The following is a 19,534-nucleotide window of genomic DNA, read 5'->3' on the forward strand; positions in this document are numbered from 1 at the left end:
CCTCACCCGCGAGGATGATTGACATCGCAGCGACCTGCCGGTGTCATGGTCCGGTGCCCCGCATCTCGCGGGCGCTACGGACAGGACGGCCCGCTACCCGGCGGGCCCGTCCGGGACAAGGACACCATGCGCAGCGAGGACCTCCCCCAGAGCAGCACGCGCCCCTCCGACGACGAGACCGCCGTCCTGAGCTCGCCCTACGGCGACGCCGCAGGATCGCGCCCGGCCGCGTCCTCCGAGGCGCCCGCCGACCGCGTCTCCCGCACGTCGATCATCCCCACGAGCGGCGCGACGGCCGCCAGCGCCCCCGAGGCGGCCGAGACGACCGTCGTCCCCGTCGTCGCCCCGGCCGCCGAGACGACGACGCTCGCCGCCGTCACCCCCGACGAGGCGAGGGACGCCGAGGACGGCGGCTCGCACGCCGGCACCTGGGACGACGAGGCCGAGGAGACGCCGCGACGTCGTCGCCGCTGGCCCTGGATCGCCGCCGCCGCGCTCATCCTCGTCGGCGTCGTCGGAGGCGGGGCCTACGCCTACTCCGAGCACTACACCGACGCCGCGACGCCCGGCACGACCGTCGCCGGGACGGACGTCTCCGGCATGACCCGCGCCGAGATCGTCTCCCTCGTCGAGGACGAGGCCGCCAAGAGCGAGGTCACCATCACCGGTGACGCCACCGCCACCGCCTCCCTCGCGGACCTGGGCACCACGGTCGACGCGGAGAAGACCGCCGACGCCGCCATGGCCGCCTCCGGGAGCGTGACCGGCCGCTTCAAGGCCCTCGTCGACCACACGAGCGTCGACGTCGTCACGAAGACCGACGTCGCCACCGCCCAGGAGTACGCGCAGTCCCTCGTCCCCGCGGACAAGACCGCCGCCAGGAACGCCTCCGTCGTCCTCTCGGACGACGGCACCAGCTTCGTCATCACGAACGCCGTCAACGGCACGAGCCTCGACGCCTCCGCCATGGAGGAGGCCGCGAAGGCCGCCGCGCAGGACCTCACCTCCAAGTCGATCTCGGTGAAGTACTCGACCACCCCGCCCGCCGTCTCCGACGAGGACGCCCAGAAGGTCGCCGACGCCGCGAACGCGCTCGTCGCCCAGGACGTCACCGTCAGCAACGAGGACGGCTCGAAGACCTTCACCCCCGACGAGGCCACCAAGGCCTCCTGGGTGACCGTCACCGCCCAGGACGGCGCCGCCCCGACGCTCGGCGCCAACGGCTCCAAGATCGGCGAGTGGGTCGCCACTGAGGGCGCCACCCTCAACGTCGACGCCGTCACCGGCGTCCGCAACGTCAACTCCAAGGGCGACGTCGTCGAGACCGTCACCGAGGCAGTCGACGGCACGAAGGTCGCCAACATGGACGAGATCGCCACCGCGCTCACCGAGGCCTTCCCCAAGGGCCAGGGCTGGACCGGCACCTTCAAGACCGAGACGACGAAGGCCGAGTGGAAGGAGCGCACCATCGCCGACGGCGCCGAGAACCTCGCGTACCAGGCCGCCGAGGGCGAGAAGTGGATCGACATCGACCTCAGCAGCAAGACCGTCACCGCCTACGCGGGCTCGACGGTCGTCCGCGGCCCGGTCAGCGTCGTCGACGGCGCCTCGGCCACCCCGACCGTCACCGGCACCTTCCACGTCTACCTCAAGTACGCGTCGCAGACGATGCAGGGCCAGAACGCCGACGGCTCGGACTACAAGACCGAGGGCGTCCCGTGGATCAGCTACTTCTACGAGGGCTACGCGCTCCACGGCGCCCCGTGGCGCTCGAGCTTCGGCTACTCCGGCTCCCACGGCTGCCTCAACATGCCCGTCTCCGACGCCAAGTGGTTCTACGACTGGGACGAGGTCGGCACGACCGTCGTCAGCCACTACTGAGCCGCGACCGGCGCTCAGCACGGGGCCCCGGTGACCTGATGGTCACCGGGGCCCCGTCGTCGCTCTCGCGGGTCGCGCTCGCTCAGGCCTCCGGGTCGCTCGGCTCGGGAGCCGCGCCGGGGGCCCCGGCGGCAACGGCGGGTGCGGCGTCGGTGGTACTGGTCGTCGGCTCCTCGGGCTCGACGAAGGCCCCGGGCCCCTCGGCGAGGAGCCGCTCGAAGCCGGCCTCGTCGAGGATCGGCAGGCCGAGCTCGCGAGCCTTGGTCTCCTTGGACCCGGCGTTCTCCCCGACGACGACGAAGCTCGTCCGCTTCGAGACGCTGCCGGCGGACTTGCCCCCGCGGGAGACGATCGCCTCCTTCGCGCCGTCGCGGGTGAAGCCCGTCAGCGAGCCGGTGACGACGACGGTGAGCCCGGCAAGGGTCTGAGGGGTCTCCTCCCCCGACGTCTCGTCGGCCGTGCGCACGCCCGCTGCGGCCCAGCGGTCGAGGATCTCGATGTGCCAGTCCACCTCGAGCCAGTCCCTCCAGGCGGCGGCGATGGTCGGGCCGACGCCGTCGACCTCGGAGAGCTCGGCGAGGCTCGCCTCGCGCAGGGCCTCGATGGAGCCGAAGCGGCCGGCGAGCGCCCGGGCGGCCGTCGGCCCGACGTGCCGGACGGAGAGCGCCACGAGGACCCGCCACAGCGGCTGCTCCTTGGCGCCCTCGAGCTCGGCGAGCATCGCAGTCGCGTTCTTGCCTGGGACGGTCGCCTTCTTGACGGAGCCGTCCTTCTCGTAGGTCTGCTTGGACCAGAAGAAGCGGGTGAGGCGCCAGTCCCCCGTCGGCTCGCCGCGGCGCCGCACCAGCTGGTAGACGAGGACGTCGCGCAGGTCCTCCGCGGTGAGCTCGAAGAGGCCCGCCTCGTTCGTGAGGACCGGCTCCTGCTCCGCGACGCCCGCCTGCGCGACGGTGCTCTCGACGAGGTCGAGGCGCTCGGCCGCCGGCACCGCCTTAAGCTCGGCCGCGGGCACGCGGACGCGCCCGCGCTCGGTCTCGAGGTAGTGGCCGGTGGCGAGGGCCGCGAGGGCCTCCTCGCGGCCGGCGTCGGGCTGGGTGAGGGCGGCGGCGGCCTCATCCCCGAGGCCCTCGACGTCCAGCGCCCCGCGCGAGCCGACGTGGGCGACGCGCTCGGTGAGCTGGGCCGGGCAGGAGCGGGTGTTCGGGCAGCGCAGATCGACATCGCCCTCCTTGGCCGGCGCCAGCTCCGTCCCGCAGGACGGGCAGGTCGCGGGCATGACGAAGGGGCGCTCGGTGCCGTCGCGCAGCTCGAGGACGGGGCCGACGATCTCGGGGATGACGTCGCCCGCCTTGCGCAGGATGACCATGTCACCGATCCGCACGCCCTTGCGGGCGACCTCGGTGGCGTTGTGGAGGGTGGCGCGGGCGACCGTCGAGCCGGCCACGAGGACCGGCTCCATGATCCCGAAGGGCGTGACGCGGCCCGTGCGGCCGACCTGGACGTCGACGTCGAGGAGGCGGGTGCGGACCTCCTCCGGCGGGTACTTGTAGGCGGTGGCCCATCGGGGCACGCGGGAGGTGTAGCCGAGCTCGTCCTGGCGGGGGCGGGCATCGACCTTGAAGACGATGCCGTCGATCTCGTGGATGAGGTCGTGGCGGTGCTCGGCGTAGCGGGCGATGTAGGCCTCGCGGGCGGCCCGGCCGGAGACGAGCTCGTTGTAGGGCGACACGGGCAGGCCCCAGCGCGCGAGGAGCTCGTACCACTCGTGCTGCGTGTCCGGGAGGGACTCCCCTGGGGCCGGGGTGAAGGCGCCGATGCCGTGGGCGATCATCGCGAGCGGGCGCGAGGCGGTGACGGCGGGGTCCTTCTGGCGCAGGGAGCCGGCGGCGGCGTTGCGGGGGTTGGCGAAGACCTGGAGCATCGGCTCGCGCCTGACCCGCTTGCCGGGCTCGGAGGCGGCCTCGGCCTCTCCGTTGCGGGCCTCGCGGGCGGCGTTCTCCTCCTGGCGGGCCCGGTTGAACTCGGCGAAGGCCTCGACCGGGAAGTAGACCTCGCCGCGGACCTCGATGAGGGAGGGGACGTCGTCGCCGGTGAGTCGCTGCGGGATGGACGAGATGGTGGCGACGTTCGCGGTGACGTCCTCGCCGGTGGTGCCGTCGCCGCGGGTGGCGGCGCGGGTGAGGACGCCGTCCTCGTAGGTGAGCGCGATGGCGAGGCCGTCGATCTTGACCTCGGCGGTCATGGGGAGCTCGCCGTCCGGGACGCCGAGCTCACCGGCGACGCGCTGGGCCCACTCCTCGACCTCCTCGAGGCTGAAGACGTCCTGGAGGGAGTACATGCGCACGAGGTGCTCGACCGGAGCGAAGGCCTGCGTGCGCGAGCCGCCGACCTCCGCGGTGGGCGTGCCGGCGGACGCGAGCTCGGGGTAGGCGGCCTCGAGGTCCTCGAGCTCGCGGTAGAGGGCGTCGTAGTCCGCGTCGGAGAGCGGGGACTCGGCGTCGACGGCGTCGTAGTAGGCGGCGCGGGCGCGCCCGACGGCGGCGGCGAGCTCGCTCCAGCGGGCGCGGGCGGTCTCGGGGACGCCGGGCGCGGCAGGGGCGGTGGGCCGCTCGCGCGGCTGCTCGTTCGGATCGGACGGGGAGTTCTGGTCGCTCACCGGGCCATCCTCGCTCATGCCTGCGACACGATCGCGGAGGGGTCCAGCGGGGTGACGAGCCGGACGCCGTCGGAGCGGGTGGATCCGACGGCGGATCCCACCTCCCACCAGCGCAGCGGGGGGCGCGGGCCGGACAGCATCGCGGCGGCGGCCTCCCCGTCGCGCAGGGCCGGGTCGAGCCAGGCGTCGACGTCCTCGTCGCGCAGGACGACGGGCTCCCGGTCGTGGAGCCAGTCGAGGTCCTCGCGGGCGTCGCGGGTGAGGATCGAGCAGGTGAGGAGCCAGGGGCCGTGGAGGGAGGGTCCGGGCCGGACGCCCTCGGGGAGCGTGAGGAGCGCGGCGGCCTCGTCGGGGTCCTCGGGCAGGTCCTCCGGGGCGCCGGGCAGGCGCCACCAGGAGCACAGGCCCGCGAGCGCGAGGGGCGCCTCGTCCGCCCGGGTGACGGCGTAGGGGCGCTTGAGGCGATTCGCCTCCGCACGGGTGAGGGGCTCGCCGTCGGGCCCCGTGGCGGGGCGCTGCCACTCGTACCAGCAGTCGGCGGGGACGACGGCGCGGAAGGAGCGCATCGAGGCGCGGAAGGTGGGTTTGGAGGCCGCCGTCTCCGAGCGGGCGTTGAAGGCGCGGAAGGCGGCCCTGGCCTCCTTGGCCCACACGGGCAGGAGGCCCCAGCGGGCGGCGCGGAGCTGGCGGACGGGGGCCCCAGGGTCGTCCGGCAGGGTCGGGGAGCCGTGATCGGCGGCGGGGTCGTCGCGCTGGTCGGGGCTGAGCGGCCGCTCGACGAGGACCCGGACGTCGGCGCCCGGGGCGCGGTTCCACGAGGGGCGCAGCTCCTGGGTCTCGGGCCAGGTGGTGGCGCCGAAGCGCTCGGCGAGGACCGTGTCACCGGTCCAGGATCCGTATCGTCCGCACATGCGCCCAGCCTGGCACGGGGCTCGGGCGCGGCTCCACAGGCGTCGCCGTGCGAGGTGGGCCCGGGGGCGTTCACAGGGGCTCGGCGGCGGGGTGCGGCGCCGGGCGAGGCTGCGCGGGTGCCCTCCCTCGCAGCCCTCTCCCCCGCCGTCGCCCGCCCGCACCCGGATGAACCGCACCGGACGTCACCGGGCGGGACGCGGGCGGCGCTCGAGGCCCTCACCGCGGACCACCACCTCGCGGTCCTCGAGGGCCCCGACGCGGGCCTCGTCGTCCCCCTCGTCGACGGACGCGACGTGGGCCGGGGCGCTGTCCTCACGGACCCGGCGCTATCCCGGACGCAGCTGCGAGTGCGCCTGCGCGGGGGCCGGGTCCTGGTCTCCGACCCGGGGTCCCGCAACGGGACCGTGATCCTGCGCCGCGGTCGGGGACGGCGCCGCCTCGGCTCCGCGCCGACTCGGCTCGTGCCGGGCGACCGCGTCCGGGCCGGAGGGACCGTCCTCGAGCTGCGCACCCGGCCCACCGCGCTCGCCGTGCCCGTCCCACCGGGCGACCGCACGGCGCGGTGGGCGGTGCTCGTACCCGTCGTCGCGGTGCTCGCGATGGCGGGCGTCGCCGTCGTCGGCACCCTCACCGGCTCCCGCGGGCTGCTGGGGTCGCTCATGGTCGTCCCGATGCTGCTCATGGCGGCGTCGCGCCTCGTGCCGGCGCTCGGCGGCCGCGGGCGAGGCGCCCGCGCGACGGCGGGGTGGCGGGGACGGCGCGGCCGCGAGCCGGACCCCGCGGGGATGCTGCTGGCGGTCGCCTCGGGGAGAGGACGCGCCCCGGTCGGCGACGGTCCCGCTGCCGGCGCGGGCTCGGCGGGACGTGACGGCGAGACGATCCGAGCGTGGGCGGGGCGTCGGCGCCGCCGGTCCGTCATCGCCATCGGTCCCGGCGACGCCGTGGCCCTGCGCGGCCCCGGCGCCTCGCGGGCGCTGGCGTGGTGGGTGGCGCAGGCGGCCGCTCGCGGCGACGTGGTGCTCGGCGCGGCGCAGGACGGGCTGCGGCTGCGCTGGCCCCGTGACGGCGGCTGCGCGACGGTCGTCGCCGTCGAGGCCCCGCCGCCGGGGGCCGCCGACGCCCTCCGGGACACGGTCGTCACGGCCGGTCCGCTCGACGGGACGCCTGCCGCCGCGGGCCCGGGTTCCGCGGTCGACCCGGTCCGCGCCCGGGGTGCCGAACAGGGCACGAGGTCCGAGCCGCGTCAGCCCGCAGCACTCGGTGCGCACCTGGTGCGGCGCGACCTGCCCGCCTCCGTCAGCCGCGTCCTCGACGGGAACGACCCCGGGATCCCGCTGACGGAGCGCTGGATGCGGGCCGTGCTCGACCTCGCGCTCACGGAGGACCGGTCCGAGGCCCCCGACTCGGGCCTGCCCGGCACCGTCCGCCTGAGCGGGGTCACCGGCGAGATCGACCGCGAGCGCGTCGCCCGCTCGTGGTCCCGCCACGACGAGGACCTCCTGCCGGCCGTCCTCGGCGTGCGGGAGGGCGGTGCCCTCCGCGCGGACCTCGTCGCCGACGGGCCTCACGCGCTCCTGGCCGGGACGACGGGCTCGGGCAAGAGCGAGCTGCTCACCTCCTGGGTCCTCCAGCTGTGCCTGGCGCAGCCGCCCGAGCGCCTCGCGCTCGTCCTCGTCGACTACAAGGGCGGTGCGGCCTTCGACCCGCTGCGCGGCCTGCCGCACGTGGCGGGGGTCCTCACCGACCTCGACCCCGCCGGGACGTGGCGCGCCCTGTCCTCGCTGAGGGCCGAGGGCCGGCGCCGTGAGCGGGTCCTGGCGAGGGCCGGGGCGAAGGACGTCGGGGCCCTCCCCCGACCCGACCGGCTGCCCCGCCTCGTGGTGGTCGTCGACGAGTTCGCGACGCTCGCCGCCGAGCACCCCGACGTCCTGGACGCCCTGGTGCGCGTGGCGGCGCAGGGGCGCAGCCTCGGCATCCACCTCGTCCTGGCCACGCAGCGCCCCCAGGGCGCCGTGACGCCGTCGATCCGCGCGAACACGACGCTGCGCGTGTGCCTGCGCGTCCTCGACCCCGCCGACTCCCGCGACGTCCTCGGGCACGACGGCGCCGCACGGCTCGAGCGGGTCCCAGGCCGGGTCCTGGTCGCAGGCGCCGCCGAGGACGCCGGCCCACGACCGGCGCAGGCGCCGTGGGCCGGCCGGGAGCGCGACGTCGCCGCGGCGGTCCGCGAGATCGCGGCGGCGGCCCGAGGGCGGGGCCGGCCCTTCCGCCCGTGGGCGGCGCCGCTCCCCTGCCTCGCGCGGCGAGCGGCGCCGTCGGACCGGCGCCGTCGCGGTCCGGTGCTCCTCGCCCTCACGGACCTGCCCGAGGAGCAGCGGCTGGGACGGTGGTCGTGGGAGCCGACCGATCCCCTCCTCGTCCTGGGCTCGTCGAGGTCGGGGCGGACCTCGGCGCTGGGGTCCGCGGCCCGCGGTGCCGCCCTGCGCGGTCTGGTCCCCCAGCTGTGCGGGGCGGCGTGGGAGCGGCTCGGGGCGACGGCGTGGACGCCGGGGACGGTGGTGGGGCCGCGCGACCCGCGGCGCCTCGCTCGCCTCTGGCGCCTGGCCCTCGACGGCGACCTCGCCGGCGACCTCCTCGTCCTGGACGACGCGGAGTCCCTCGTCGTGGCGGTCGACGAGCAGCTCGGCCCCGGTGAGGGGCAGGCGATGCTCGACGCACTCGTGCGCACCCTCCCGTCGCTGGGGACCGGGCTCGTCGTCTCGGCCTCGCTGGGAGCGGCGACGACGCGCTGGGCGGGCCGGCTGCCGACGCGGCTCGTGCTGGGCGCGCCCGAGCCGGCGCAGGCCTCGGTCGCCGGGCTCCCGCGCGGCGTCACCACCGGTCGGCGCCCGGGCGCGGGCGTCCTACTCGAGGTCTGCGGGACGACGGCCTGCCAGGTGGTGCTGCCGGGCAGGGGCGAGGGGTACCGCGGACCGGACGGCGGGTCGCACCGCCGTCTGAAGCCCCTGCCCCTTGCCGCCGCCCCGGTCCACGGCTCGTGGGCCGTGGGAGGGGACGGGGCCGCGGCCCTCGCCGTGCCCGCCGGGAGCGTCCTCGTCGTCGGCCCGCGCGGCTCGGGGCGGAGCACCGCCCTCGCGGCGCTGGCTCGGGCGCGGCGGGAGACCGGGCTCCCGGAGGCGCTTCTCCTCGACGACCTCGACCTCGCCTCCCCACAGGAGCAGTCTCGGGTCGAGGAGGCGCTGGCGGCGGGGCGGACGGTCCTCGCCGCGGCGACGACCGAGCGCTGCGCCGGGACCTACCGAGGCCCGCTGGCGGTGCTGCGCGAGCGCGCGGACCTCCTCGTCCTGCGTCCCGGGAGCGGGCCCTCGGCGCAGGTGGCGGGGACCCCGCTGCGCGCCGTCGTGGACGTCCGGGCGCCGGCGGCGCCGGGGCGGGGTGCGCTCGTCGCCCGGGGCACCGCGGTGCCCGTCCAGGTGGTCCACAGGTAGTTGACGACGGGACCATCGCCGCCACCGGCGCCGTCGTGTCACGATGTCATCACGGGACGTCCAGAAGTGTTGAGAAATCAAGGATTCGCGGCTGTGAGCATCACGACAGGTGCTGGGCGCAGGTCTCACCGCTGACCCCTTGTCCGGGAAAACGACGCGTGTGAAAGTTGGGCCAGGACGCGGTCACTCACCGTTCAGATCCCGGCTCCCCCGGGTTGGTCGACGGCAGGTGGCACCGCAGCAGAACCACACGAAGGAGCCCTCATGGACTGGCGCAGTCAGGCCGCATGTCTCACCGTCGACCCCGAGCTCTTCTTCCCCGTGGGCAACACCGGTCCGGCCATCGCCCAGATCGCCGAGGCCAAGGAGGTGTGCGCCCGCTGCGACGTGGTCGACACCTGCCTCAAGTGGGCCCTCGAGAACGGTCAGGACGCCGGCGTCTGGGGCGGCATGAGCGAGGACGAGCGCCGCTCCCTCAAGCGCCGCGCCGCCCGCGCCCGCCGCTCCTCCTGAGCGCCGCTCCCTCAAGCGCCGCGCCGCCCGCGCCCGCCGCTCCTCCTGAGCGCCGAGCCCTCCAGCGCCGAAAGGAGCCCCCGCGGACCACGGTCCGCGGGGGCTCCCTCACGTCCGGGGCAGGTCGTCCGGCTCAGGCGCTCAGCAGCCTCGCGTGGATGACGACGTCCGTGCCGCCGCCCTCGGCGGGCAGCCAGTCGATCGTGCCGCGCAGCTCACCGCGCACGAGGGTCGTCACGATGCGGGTGCCGAGGCCCCCCATGATCGTGCCCTCCTCCACGCCGGCACCGTCGTCGATGACGTGGATCGTCAGGTCGGTCCCGCGGCGCTCGGCCCGCACGGTGACGACGCCGTCGCGGTCCTCGAGACCGTGCTCGACGGCGTTCGTCACGAGCTCGGCGAGGACCGTGGCGAGGGCCTGGGCGGCGTCGGCGTCGATGATCCCGAAGCCGCCCTCCAGGTGCGTGGTCACCGACCCCGACGACGTCGCCACCGTCGCGGCAAGGCGCAGGATCGAGGAGAAGACCTCGTCGAAGTCGACGTGCTCGTCCACGTTCTGGCTCAGCGCCTCGTGCACGGTCGCGATCGTGTCCACGCGCCGCTCGGCCTCGGCCAGCGCCTCCCGGGTCTCGTCGTTGGTCGCGCGGCGCCCCTGGAGGCGCAGGAGCGCGGAGACCGTCTGGAGGTTGTTCTTGACGCGGTGGTGGATCTCACGGATCGTCGCGTCCTTGTTGAGGAGGACCTGCTCGCGGCGGCGGATCTCGGTCACGTCCCGCACCAGGAGGCACGCGCCGGCGCGCTCGCCGTGGCAAGCGAGCGGGATGGAGCGCAGGGAGAGGAAGACCCCGCCGACCTCGATCTCGGTCAACCACGCCTGGCGCCCCATGAGGACGACCGCCATCGTCTCATCGACCGGGGTGCGCTCGGGGATGATCGTCGTGACGGCCTCGGCGAGCTGGGTGCCGGTGAGCTCGCCCGTGACGCCCAGGCGGTGGAAGCAGGAGCGGGCGTTCGGGGAGGCGTAGACGATGACGCCGTCCGTGTCGAGACGCACGACGCCGTCGGCGACGCGGGGCGTGCCGTGGCGCAGGCCCGTGGCCGCGCCCTTCACGGGGAAGGACCCCTCGGCGATCATGGCGCACAGGGCGTCGGCGATCGACTCCATCGGCTGCTCGACCAGACGGCCGGCGCGCAGGACGCCGACGCTCGTCTCACGGGTGATGACGGCGAAGGCCCGCCCGTCGCGGACGACGGGGACGTACTGCTCGCGCACCGCCGTCGTGCCCGTCCACTCCGGATCCGGGGCGACCTGCGTCTCGGCGCTCTCCAGGGTCCGGAGGGCGAGCTCCTCGCGGGCGCTCGGCATGCGCAGGCCCAGGACGTCCTCGAGGTGGACGGTCGTGCCCGTCGAGGGACGGCAGTGGGCGATGGCGACGAAGCGCCCCGACTCGGTGCGGGCCCACAGCACGAGGTCGGACACCGACAGGTCGGCGATGACCTGCCAGTCCCCCACCAGCTGGTGGAGCCAGTCGAGGTCGGCGGGGTCGAGCTCGACGACGCCGCGGAGCGAGGAGGGCAGCAGGGTAGGCACGGGGGCAGCGTACCGGGGCGCTCGAGGACCCGCCGGGCCGGTCCGTGGCAGGATCCTCCCCCATGAGGAAGTCCGTCACGTTCACCTACCCGGCCGACCCCGCCCGCGTGGCCTCCATGCTCGCGGACCCGGCCTACCAGCGCCGCCGCGCGGCCAGGCTCGGGCTCGACGACGCCGACGTCGACGTGACGCCGAGCGGCGAGGGCTTCACCGCCACCCTCTCGGGCACCGTCCCTCCCACCCGCCTGCCCTCCGCCGCACGGCGCTTCGTGCGCTCGGCGCTCTCGTTCACCGTGACCGAGTCCTGGGGCGGGCCCGGCGCCGACGGCACGCGGACCGGTGCCCTCGACGTCGCCGCCACGGGCGCCCCCGTGCGCGCCTCCGCGACCGGACGCCTCACCCCCGTCGCGGCGGGCACCGCCGTCACCTACGACGTCGACCTGTCCGTCTCCGTGCCGCTCGTCGGCCGCTCCATCGAGGACAAGGCGCTGTCGATGAGCGGGCGCGTCGTCACCGACGAGGAGAAGCGCGGCGCCGACTGGCTCGCCGCCCACTGAGCGCACCGGGTATCACCGCAGTCGGCCCGACCGACCGCCGGGCCGCCGTCGGGACGCGCTCCCCGCTGAGTCCGCGGGATATTCCCGCGGCGGCGCCATTCAGCCGCTCGCGCATGACGGCGCGTAGCGGTGGTCGGTTCAGCGGCGCCGTGCCACCATTCGGGTCATGAGTGAGCAGACCAGCACCCCGCGCCCCGACGACATCATCGAGCCCACGGAGAAGAACTCCGTGTGGGCCGAGCGCACCGGCACCCGCCAGTACCTCGCCCACAACGGCAACGGCGCCGAGGTGCGCGTCGGCATGGGCCCGGGCGAGTTCTCCCCCGGCGAGCTCCTCAAGATCGCCCTGGCCACGTGCAACACGCTCTCCGCCGACCACCGCCTCGCCAAGGCCCTCGGCGAGGACTTCGAGGCGAACGTCATCTGCGCCTCCATCAAGAACGAGGAGGAGGAGCGCTACTCCGACCTCGACGTCCAGATCATCACCGACCTGTCCGGCCTCGACGCCGGCAAGCTCGCCACGCTCACCGAGCGCGTCGAGGGCGCCATCGAGCGCGGATGCACCGTCGGCCACACCCTCGAGCACGGCGCGGGCGTCCGCCTGCACCTGCTCAACGACGAGGACTGAGCCCCGTCACCGTCGCCCCCCCGAACGGGCCCGGCGACGACGGCTGCCCCGCCGCGGCGACCACCCCACGACCAGCACGACCAGGGAGGCACCATGACCATGAAGCCCACCGCCCTCGAGCGAGCCCTCGACAAGGCCATCGCCGTCCCGGCGCGCAAGATCGAGGAGAACGTCGCCCACCTGCGGCGCGAGAACCCCAAGGCGGAGGTCGCCGAGCTCGTCGACCTCGCCGCCGCGCGATTCCGCAACGAGGCCGGACTGACCTCCGGCGCCGTCGGGGCCTCCGCCGCTCTGCCCGCGATCGGCACGGGCTCCGCCGCCGCCCTCACCGTCGGCCAGACCGCCGTGTTCCTCGGCTCCGCGGTCAAGTACGTGCTCACCGTGGCCGAGCTCCAGGGCCTGCGCGTCGTCGACGTCGACAAGCGCCGCGCGCTCGTCCTGTCCGCCCTGCTGGGCGAGGAGGGCGCCGAGACGATCCAGGGCTCGCTCGGCCTGACCTCGCTGTTCTGGGCCGCCCAGCACCTCGCCGGCATGCCGATGCCGACCGTCAAGGGCATCAACAAGCAGCTCACCAAGCGGATGGCCAAGCGCGCCGCCGTGCGCGGCGGTGCCCTCGCCGTCGGCCGCCTCGTGCCCTTCGGCATCGGCGCCGCCATCGGCTGGTCCGGCGGTCGGGCGCTGGCCAACCAGGTCATCGACGGCGCCCGCGCGGCCCTCGGCCCGGCACCGATCGACGTCGACGACGTCGAGGTCATCGAGGCCTGAGCCCCACCCGGCAGCACCACGGCGCGGACGGTCCGGCGACCGCGAGCCAACCCCGCTCGCAGGCTCCGGGCCGCCCGCGCTACGTTGGCGCCGTGAGCACCCCGAGCAGCCCCAGCACGACCAGCGCCCAGACGCCCGCGGTCGGCCGTTACCCGACCCTCGCCGAGATGGGCCTGACCCCGCCCGACGGCGTCGACGTTGCCTACGAGGAGCTCCTCGCCGAGGTCCTCGCCCACGGCACCCCCAAGGGCGACCGCACGGGCACGGGCACCCGCTCGCTCTTCGCCCGGCAGCTGCGCTACGACCTCTCCGCCGGCTTCCCGCGGATCACGACGAAGTTCGTCGCCATGAAGGCCGTCAAGGGCGAGCTGCTCTGGTTCCTCCAGGGCGCGAGCAACGTCCGATGGCTCCAGGAGCGCGGCATCACCATCTGGGACGAGTGGGCCGACGCCGACGGCGAGCTCGGCCCCGTCTACGGCGTCCAGTGGCGGTCCTGGCCCTCGCGCGACGGCGGCACGATCGACCAGATCACCGGCGTCATCGAGACGTTGCGGAAGGATCCCGACTCGCGCCGCATGCTCGTCTCCGCCTGGAACGTCTCCGAGCTCGACCGCATGGCGCTCGCGCCGTGCCACGCCTTCTTCCAGCTCTACGTGGCCGACGGCCGTCTCTCGCTGCAGGTCTACCAGCGCAGCGCGGACATGTTCCTCGGCGTGCCCTTCAACATCGCCTCCTACGCGCTGCTCACCCACATGCTGGCCCAGCAGGCGGGCCTCGAGGTCGGCGAGCTCGTGTGGACGGGCGGGGACTGCCACGTCTACGACAACCACGTCGAGCAGGTCCGCGAGCAGCTCTCCCGAGTCCCGCAGGCGCACCCCTTCCCGACGCTGCGGCTCGAGCGGGCGGAGTCGATCGACGCCTACACGATGGACGGCATTGACGCCTCGGCCGGCTACGAGCACCACCCCGTGATCAAGGCCCCGGTGGCGGTGTGAGCGGGGCCGAGCAGCTCGGAGCCGGGTCGGCGTCCGGTCCCGGCGCCACGATGTCCCGATCTCGCGGTCAGGATGTCCCGATCTCGGGGACTGCAGCGCCCGGGGGGACCCGGGTGGGGGCGATCTGGGCCCAGGACCCCAGCGGGATCATCGGCGCCGACGGCACCATGCTGTGGCGGGTGCCCGGCGACTTCGCGCACTTCAGGGCGACGACCCTCGGCGGCGTCATCGTCATGGGCCGCACCACCTGGGACTCGATCGGGGCCGCCCTGCCCGGGCGGACGAGCGTCGTCCTCACCCGGCGGCCCGGGTGGAGCGCCGACGGCGTCGCCGCCGTCGCGGGCGGCCTGCCCGAGGCGCTCGGGCGCGCCCGTGAGCTCGCCGCCGCCCTGCCCGAGGACCCTCGCGACGAGGCCCACCGTCCGCTCCCCCGCACCTGGGTCATCGGCGGCGGCACCGTCTACCGTCAGGCGCTCGAGGAGCGTCTCCTCGACGAGGTCCTCGTCTCCACCATCGACGTCGACGCCGCCTGCGTCGCCCGCGAGCGCGGCCTGCCCGGCTCCGCGCTCGTCCGCGTGCCCACGCTCGAGGCGCCCGAGTGGGTCCGTGACGCGGCGACCTCGGACCCCGACGGCGCCTGGCGCGAGTCGCGCGGCACCCGGTGGCGGCTCGACCGCCTCACCCGCTCGTGAGCGCCGGCCCGGAGACCGGGGTCGCAGGGGCCGCGCCGGAGCCGGAGCGCCGCGCCCCGCGCGCCTCCCTGCTCGCGAACCCGACGCTGCGCGCTCTGCTGGCGATCTGCCTGTTCACCTACGTCGCGCAGAACATGCTCAACGTGTCGATCGCCCCGCTCGCCCGTGCGCTCGGCCTGCGGGAGTGGATCGTGGGCCTGGCCGTCTCCTCGGCCGCCCTCTTCGTCACCCTGCTCTCCCAGTTCTGGGGGCGGCGCTCCATCGCCTGGGGACGCCGCCGCGTCCTGCTCACCTCGTTGACCCTCGCGGTCATCGCGGGCTCGCTGTTCTCCGGGGCCGTCGCGCTGCGCGCCGCCGGCGCCCTCGGGGCCACGGCCGCGGCCCTCGGGATCGTCGTCGCCCGCGGCCCCTTCTTCGGCTCCGCCGTCTCCGCGATCCCGCCGACGGGTCAGGCCCTCGTCGCCGAGATCACCCCCGCCGAGGAGGACCGCGTACGCGGGATGGCGGCCTTCTCGGGCTCCATCCAGCTCTCCATCGTCATCGGCTCGGTGGTCTCGAGCGCGCTGGGGGCCTGGTCGATCTACGCGCCCGTCCACGCGACGCCGGTCTTCGTCGTCATCGCCCTCGTCATCGGGCTCGTCGGGATCCCGCGCGACGGCACCGAGCCGCACCGGCGCCGTCGCCGGATGAGGCGGGCCCTGCGCCGCCCGGTGACGGCGGACCCCGTCACGACAGCCAGGGACGCCCCGAGCGCCGCGGCGCTCGCCGCGCCCGCGGGCCCCGGTGCGACCGTGCTCCCCGAGCCGGCGACTCTCGAGTCCGCCCTCAGCGAGGCGGGCCCCAGCGGGGCCGGCACCGTCACGGCGGGCGGTCCCGTCTCCCCCGCCGCGCGCCCCGCGGCCCGTGCTCTCCCGCCGCGCGTGTCCTGGACGGACCCGCGGCTGCTGCCCTGGATCGGGGCGGCCTTCGGCATGTTCTTCACCTCCGGCGTCGTCCAGATCATCGCGGGCTTCATCGTCCAGGACCGCCTGGGGCTCAGCCCTCAGCGGGCCGTCTCGGTCACCGCGGTCATGCTGCTCGCCAACGCCGCGGGCGCCATGCTCACCCAGCTCGTCGCGGTGCCCCGCCTGGGCTGGCGCCCGCAGCGGCTCGTGCGCACGGGCGTCACCCTCGCGCTCGTCGCGCTCGTCGTCCTCGCCCTCGCGCCGAGCCTCCCGCTCATGGCCGGCGCGACCTTCTGCGTGGGGCTCGCCGCCGGGCTCACCAGCCCGGGCTTCACCGCCGGGGGCTCGCTGGCGGTGAGCGGGCCCGAGCAGGGCGGCGTCGCCGGGATCCTCAACGCGACGGGCTCCCTCACCTGGATCTTCGCGCCGGTGACGGCGACCACCCTGTACGGCTGGCACCCGATCGCACCCTTCGTCCTCGCCGGCGCCGTGCTCGCGGTCTCCGTGACGACCGCCTGGACGGCAGGGTCGCTCAGGCCCTGAGCGCGCCGCCCCGGGCCGACGGCGGCGTCGGCGCGGGGCGGCGCCCGGACGCGACGCGGCCCCGGGGACGACGGCGTGAAGCCGGTGCCCGGGGCCGTGTCCGCGGTGGGACGACGGACGACTACTTGAGCAGGCCCTGCTTCGTGAGCCAGGCCGTGGCGATGGTCGCCGAGTCCTTCTCGTCGACCGTGGACTCCGAGTTGAGCGAGCGGAGCTCGTCCGTCGTCAGCTTGGCCTGGACCGCGTTGATCGCGTCGACGGCCTTCGAGTCGAGGCCCGCCGCAACGAGCGGGGTCACCTGCTCGGGCAGGACGAGGTTCTTCGGGTCCTCGAGGACGACGAGGTCGTTCTTCTCGATGGCAGGGTCGGCCGTGTAGATGTCGGCCACCTGCACGGTGCCGTCGGTGAGGGCCTTGACGGTGAGCGGGCCGCCGGAGTCCTCGACGGGGGTGACGGAGGCGTCGACGCCGTAGACCTCCTTGAGGCCGTCGGGGCCGTAGGGGCGGGTGGCGAACTCGGAGTTCGCGGCGATGGTGACGGTGCCGCCGAGCTTGGCGAGGTCCGCGATGGAGGACAGGCCCTTCGAGCTCGCCTCGTCCTTGGTCACCGTGTAGGAGTCCTGGTCGGTGGCCTCGGCGGGGTCGAGGACGGTGAGGCCGTCCGGGAGGGCCTCCTTGAGAGCCGTCTGGATCTCGTCGCCGCTCGTGGCGTCGGAGTCCTTGACGTAGTACTGGAGGAGGTTGCCGCCGTACTCGGGCATGACGTGGATCTTGCCGGACTCGAGCTCGGGCAGGTACACCTCGCGCTGGCCGATCTGGTACTGGCGGGTCACCGTGAGTCCCGCGTTCTCGATGACCTGGGCGTAGAGCTCGGCGATGATCTCGTTGGAGTAGTACTGCTGCGAGCCGACGACGATGCTGCCGGGGGCGGCGGAGCCGGACGCGCCCGAGGTGACGGCGTCGGAGGAGCTGGACAGCGGGTCGGAGTCTCCCCCGCCGCAGGCGGCCAGGGTCGCGGCGGCGGCGAGGGCGCCGGCGCCTCCGAGGACGGCGCGGCGCGTGAGCGCGCGAGGCTGCCGGTGGTTGCTGGGAGCGGTCATGGGCGTTCCTTCCGGTTGCGCGCGCCGGCCGGGGTGACGGCGCGCTGGATGAGGATGAAGACGATCTCGGAGACGAGGGCGAGGGCGATGACGAGGACCGCGGAGGCCAGCATCATCGCGTAGTCCTGAGTCTTGAGCCCGAGGAACATGAGGCGGCCGAGGCCTCCGGCGCCCGTGTAGGCGGCCAGGGTCGCGGTGGCGATGACCTGGAGGCTCGCCGAGCGCAGGCCCCCGACCAGCAGGGGTGCTCCCAGCGGGACCTCGACCCGGGTGAGGACCTGGGCCTCGCTCATGCCGGAGGAGCGGGCGCCGTCGACGGCGACGCGCGAGGCGGACTCGATGCCGGTGTAGGCGCCGGTGAGGACGCTCGGCAGGGCGAGGATGACGAAGGCGAGCATCGGGGCGGTCAGCCCGATGCCGAGCGCGATCCCGAAGAGGGTGACCAGGCCGAGGGTGGGCAGGGCGCGGGCCGAGCCGGACAGCGCCGCGGCGGCGTCGCGACCGCGGCCGGTGTGCCCGACGAGCCATCCGAGCGGGACGCCGATGACGGCGGCGATCGCGACGCCCAGGAGGGAGTAGCCGACGTGCTGGGCGAGGAGGGTGCCGATGCCGAGCGCCCCGGACCAGTGGGAGCCGTCGGCGACGTAGGCGAGGGCGGCGAGGAGGTAGCTCATGCGCGGGCCCCCTTCGCACCGGCCGTCCACGGCAGGACGAGGCGTCCGGCGAGCAGCACCACGAGGTCGAGGAGGAGGGCGAGCGCGGCGGTGACGAGGATGCCGGTGACGATCTCCGCGGTGAGGCCGCGCTGGAAGCCGTCGGTGAAGAGGAATCCGAGGCTGCGCACGCCCAGGACCGCGCCCACCGTGGTGAGCGAGATCGTCGAGACCGTGACGACGCGCAGGCCCGCGAGGATCGTCGGGCCGGCCAGCGGCAGCTCGACGGCGAGGAAGCGGCGGGTGCGACCCATGCCCATGGCGGCGGCGGCGTCGACGACGGCGCGGTCGACGGACTCGAGGGCGTCGACCGTGGCCGGCACCAGAAGTGCGAGGCCGTAGAGGGTGAGGGCGACGACGACGTTGACCGTGTCCCGGATCCCCGTGCCGAGGATGACGGGGAGGATGACGAAGAGTGCGAGCGAGGGGATCGCGTAGAGGAGGGAGGAGCCCGACACGAGGACCCCGCGTAGCCACGGGACGCGCTGGGCGAGCCGGGCGATGGGGATCGCCAGGACCAGGCTCGCGGCGATCGCCGGCAGCGCCTGGGCGAGGTGGGCGCCCAGGTAGGAGGCGATGAGCGGCAGGTTCGCGGCGACCCAGCTCATGCGGACTCCGCGCCCGCCGGGTGACCGTCGGCCGGGCCGGCGGCGTTCGTGGTGCCGCCGCCCCGGCTGGCGACGGCGTCGGTGGCGTCGGCGACCTCGCGCAGGCGGCGGGCGCGGGCGGCGTCGTCGAGGCCGAGGAAGCGGATGACGAAGTCGTCGGCGGGGTGCTCGAGGAGCTCGGGGCCGGTGCCGCGCTGGGCGATCTCGGCTCCCTCGCGCAGCAGGATGATGTCGTCGCCCAGCGCCAGGGCCTCGTCGACGTCGTGGGTGACGAAGAGGACGGTCTTGGCGAGCTCCCCCTGGAGGCGCCAGAGCTCGTGCTGGAGCTCGCGGCGCACGAGCGGGTCGACGGCCCCGAAGGGCTCGTCCATGAGGAGGACGCCGGGGTCGGCGGCGAGGGCCCTGGCGACGCCGACGCGCTGCGCCTGGCCGCCAGAGAGCTGGTGCGGGTAGCGGCGGGCGAGGGAGGCGTCGAGGCCGACGAGCTCCATGAGCTCGCGGGCGCGATCGTGGGCGTCGGCCCGGGAGGCCCCGGACAGGCGCGGGACGAGGGCGATGTTGTCGATGACGCGGCGGTGCGGGAGCAGGCCGCCGTTCTGCATGACGTAGCCGATGGAGCGGCGCAGGGCGACGGCGTCGCCCCGGGTGACGTCCTCGCCGTCGATGAGGACGCGCCCTGAGGTCGGCTCGACCATGCGGTTGACCATGCGCAGGAGCGTGGTCTTGCCGCAGCCGGAGGAGCCGAGGAGGACGGTGATGGCGCCGGGGCGGAGCTCGGCGCTGAACGCCTCGACGGCGGGGCGGGCGCCGGGCGCGCCGCCCGGGTACCGCTTGGTGACGGCGTCGAAGACGATGGTGCTCGCGGACGGGCCCGTGGGCGCGGCGTCCTGAGCGCTGGTGGTGGTGCCGTCGGTCGGTCCGACTCGGGTCGAGGTCACTCGTCCCCCTT

The 19,534-nt window shown here is 75.1% G+C and carries 16 protein-coding genes; 9 read left to right on the plus strand and 7 right to left on the minus strand.

The window, feature by feature from the left end; translation table 11 throughout:
• The first annotated feature begins 126 nt into the window (after positions 1 to 126).
• A complete protein-coding gene (locus AXF14_RS00425; protein ID WP_084355233.1) occupies positions 127 to 1,881 on the plus strand; it encodes a L,D-transpeptidase in 1,755 nt (584 codons plus the stop codon).
• 82 nt (positions 1,882 to 1,963) lie between these two features.
• On the opposite strand, the gene AXF14_RS00430 is transcribed toward AXF14_RS00425, so the two are convergent.
• Positions 1,964 to 4,555: an NAD-dependent DNA ligase LigA gene (locus tag AXF14_RS00430; protein ID WP_084355234.1), complete on the minus strand. Its 2,592-nt coding sequence runs from the start codon at positions 4,553 to 4,555 to the stop codon at positions 1,964 to 1,966.
• A complete protein-coding gene (locus AXF14_RS00435) occupies positions 4,552 to 5,448 on the minus strand; it encodes an SOS response-associated peptidase (protein WP_067938999.1) in 897 nt (298 codons plus the stop codon). The genes AXF14_RS00430 and AXF14_RS00435 overlap by 4 nt, the downstream gene beginning before the upstream one ends.
• Before the next feature lie 117 nt (positions 5,449 to 5,565).
• On the opposite strand from AXF14_RS00435, the gene AXF14_RS00440 reads away from it, so the two are divergent.
• Together AXF14_RS00440 and AXF14_RS00445 are read left to right on the plus strand one after the other, a co-directional pair.
• The gene (locus AXF14_RS00440) at positions 5,566 to 8,937 is read left to right on the plus strand and encodes an FHA domain-containing protein (RefSeq protein WP_067939001.1); all 3,372 of its coding nucleotides are present in this window, start codon (positions 5,566 to 5,568) and stop codon (positions 8,935 to 8,937) included.
• Between the two features lie 264 nt (positions 8,938 to 9,201).
• Positions 9,202 to 9,450, plus strand: a complete 249-nt coding sequence (locus AXF14_RS00445; RefSeq protein WP_067939003.1) for a WhiB family transcriptional regulator — start codon at positions 9,202 to 9,204, stop codon at positions 9,448 to 9,450.
• Between the two features lie 133 nt (positions 9,451 to 9,583).
• Here AXF14_RS00445 and AXF14_RS00450 read toward each other — a convergent pair whose 3' ends face one another.
• On the minus strand, positions 9,584 to 11,041 hold the full coding sequence (locus tag AXF14_RS00450; protein ID WP_067939006.1) for a sensor histidine kinase: 1,458 nt from the start codon (positions 11,039 to 11,041) through the stop codon (positions 9,584 to 9,586).
• A gap of 62 nt (positions 11,042 to 11,103) precedes the next feature.
• Between AXF14_RS00450 and AXF14_RS00455 the strand changes: the two genes are divergently transcribed.
• The 6 genes from AXF14_RS00455 to AXF14_RS00480 all read left to right on the plus strand — a co-directional run bounded on the left by AXF14_RS00455 (position 11,104) and on the right by AXF14_RS00480 (position 16,165).
• A complete protein-coding gene (locus tag AXF14_RS00455) occupies positions 11,104 to 11,598 on the plus strand; it encodes a DUF2505 domain-containing protein (RefSeq protein ID WP_067939009.1) in 495 nt (164 codons plus the stop codon).
• Between the two features lie 166 nt (positions 11,599 to 11,764).
• Positions 11,765 to 12,226 carry an OsmC family protein gene (locus AXF14_RS00460; protein ID WP_067939011.1) on the plus strand — a complete coding sequence of 154 codons (462 nt, stop codon included), beginning with the start codon at positions 11,765 to 11,767 and terminating at the stop codon, positions 12,224 to 12,226.
• Positions 12,227 to 12,319: 93 nt separating this feature from the next.
• The gene (locus tag AXF14_RS00465; protein ID WP_067939012.1) at positions 12,320 to 12,991 is read left to right on the plus strand and encodes a hypothetical protein; all 672 of its coding nucleotides are present in this window, start codon (positions 12,320 to 12,322) and stop codon (positions 12,989 to 12,991) included.
• Between the two features lie 167 nt (positions 12,992 to 13,158).
• Positions 13,159 to 13,986 (plus strand): thymidylate synthase, encoded by an 828-nt coding sequence (locus AXF14_RS00470; RefSeq protein WP_067943812.1) that lies wholly within the window; start codon positions 13,159 to 13,161, stop codon positions 13,984 to 13,986.
• Between the two features lie 113 nt (positions 13,987 to 14,099).
• Complete coding sequence (locus AXF14_RS00475; protein WP_257721770.1) at positions 14,100 to 14,678, plus strand: dihydrofolate reductase; 579 nt, start codon at positions 14,100 to 14,102, stop codon at positions 14,676 to 14,678.
• Positions 14,679 to 14,746: 68 nt separating this feature from the next.
• Positions 14,747 to 16,165, plus strand: coding sequence for an MFS transporter (locus AXF14_RS00480; RefSeq protein WP_067943816.1), 1,419 nt, complete (start codon positions 14,747 to 14,749; stop codon positions 16,163 to 16,165).
• Between the two features lie 121 nt (positions 16,166 to 16,286).
• Here the strand turns inward: AXF14_RS00480 and AXF14_RS00485 are convergent, their stop codons facing one another.
• From AXF14_RS00485 to AXF14_RS00500, 4 genes are read right to left on the minus strand one after another with little or no spacing between them, the layout of a single operon-like run.
• Complete coding sequence (locus AXF14_RS00485) at positions 16,287 to 17,264, minus strand: ABC transporter substrate-binding protein (protein WP_067939014.1); 978 nt, start codon at positions 17,262 to 17,264, stop codon at positions 16,287 to 16,289.
• Positions 17,261 to 17,938: an ABC transporter permease gene (locus tag AXF14_RS00490; RefSeq protein ID WP_067939018.1), complete on the minus strand. Its 678-nt coding sequence runs from the start codon at positions 17,936 to 17,938 to the stop codon at positions 17,261 to 17,263. The genes AXF14_RS00485 and AXF14_RS00490 overlap by 4 nt, the downstream gene beginning before the upstream one ends.
• Complete coding sequence (locus AXF14_RS00495; RefSeq protein WP_067939020.1) at positions 17,935 to 18,585, minus strand: ABC transporter permease; 651 nt, start codon at positions 18,583 to 18,585, stop codon at positions 17,935 to 17,937. The genes AXF14_RS00490 and AXF14_RS00495 overlap by 4 nt, the downstream gene beginning before the upstream one ends.
• A complete protein-coding gene (locus AXF14_RS00500) occupies positions 18,582 to 19,439 on the minus strand; it encodes an ABC transporter ATP-binding protein (protein ID WP_067943818.1) in 858 nt (285 codons plus the stop codon). The genes AXF14_RS00495 and AXF14_RS00500 overlap by 4 nt, the downstream gene beginning before the upstream one ends.
• Positions 19,440 to 19,534 lie beyond the last annotated feature (95 nt).

The organism is Actinomyces radicidentis, from assembly GCF_001553565.1.
GTDB classification, from domain to species: Bacteria; Actinomycetota; Actinomycetes; order Actinomycetales; family Actinomycetaceae; genus Actinomyces; species Actinomyces radicidentis.

Coding starts and splice junctions, on each gene's coding strand:
- AXF14_RS00430 (WP_084355234.1), bottom strand. CDS start 4,555: ATGAGCGAGGATGGCCCGGTGAGCGACCAGAACTCCCCGTCCGATCCG.
- AXF14_RS00485 (WP_067939014.1), bottom strand. CDS start 17,264: ATGACCGCTCCCAGCAACCACCGGCAGCCTCGCGCGCTCACGCGCCGC.
- AXF14_RS00445 (WP_067939003.1), top strand. CDS start 9,202: ATGGACTGGCGCAGTCAGGCCGCATGTCTCACCGTCGACCCCGAGCTC.
- AXF14_RS00465 (WP_067939012.1), top strand. CDS start 12,320: ATGACCATGAAGCCCACCGCCCTCGAGCGAGCCCTCGACAAGGCCATC.
- AXF14_RS00455 (WP_067939009.1), top strand. CDS start 11,104: ATGAGGAAGTCCGTCACGTTCACCTACCCGGCCGACCCCGCCCGCGTG.
- AXF14_RS00490 (WP_067939018.1), bottom strand. CDS start 17,938: ATGAGCTACCTCCTCGCCGCCCTCGCCTACGTCGCCGACGGCTCCCAC.
- AXF14_RS00470 (WP_067943812.1), top strand. CDS start 13,159: ATGGGCCTGACCCCGCCCGACGGCGTCGACGTTGCCTACGAGGAGCTC.
- AXF14_RS00435 (WP_067938999.1), bottom strand. CDS start 5,448: ATGTGCGGACGATACGGATCCTGGACCGGTGACACGGTCCTCGCCGAG.
- AXF14_RS00460 (WP_067939011.1), top strand. CDS start 11,765: ATGAGTGAGCAGACCAGCACCCCGCGCCCCGACGACATCATCGAGCCC.
- AXF14_RS00495 (WP_067939020.1), bottom strand. CDS start 18,585: ATGAGCTGGGTCGCCGCGAACCTGCCGCTCATCGCCTCCTACCTGGGC.
- AXF14_RS00425 (WP_084355233.1), top strand. CDS start 127: ATGCGCAGCGAGGACCTCCCCCAGAGCAGCACGCGCCCCTCCGACGAC.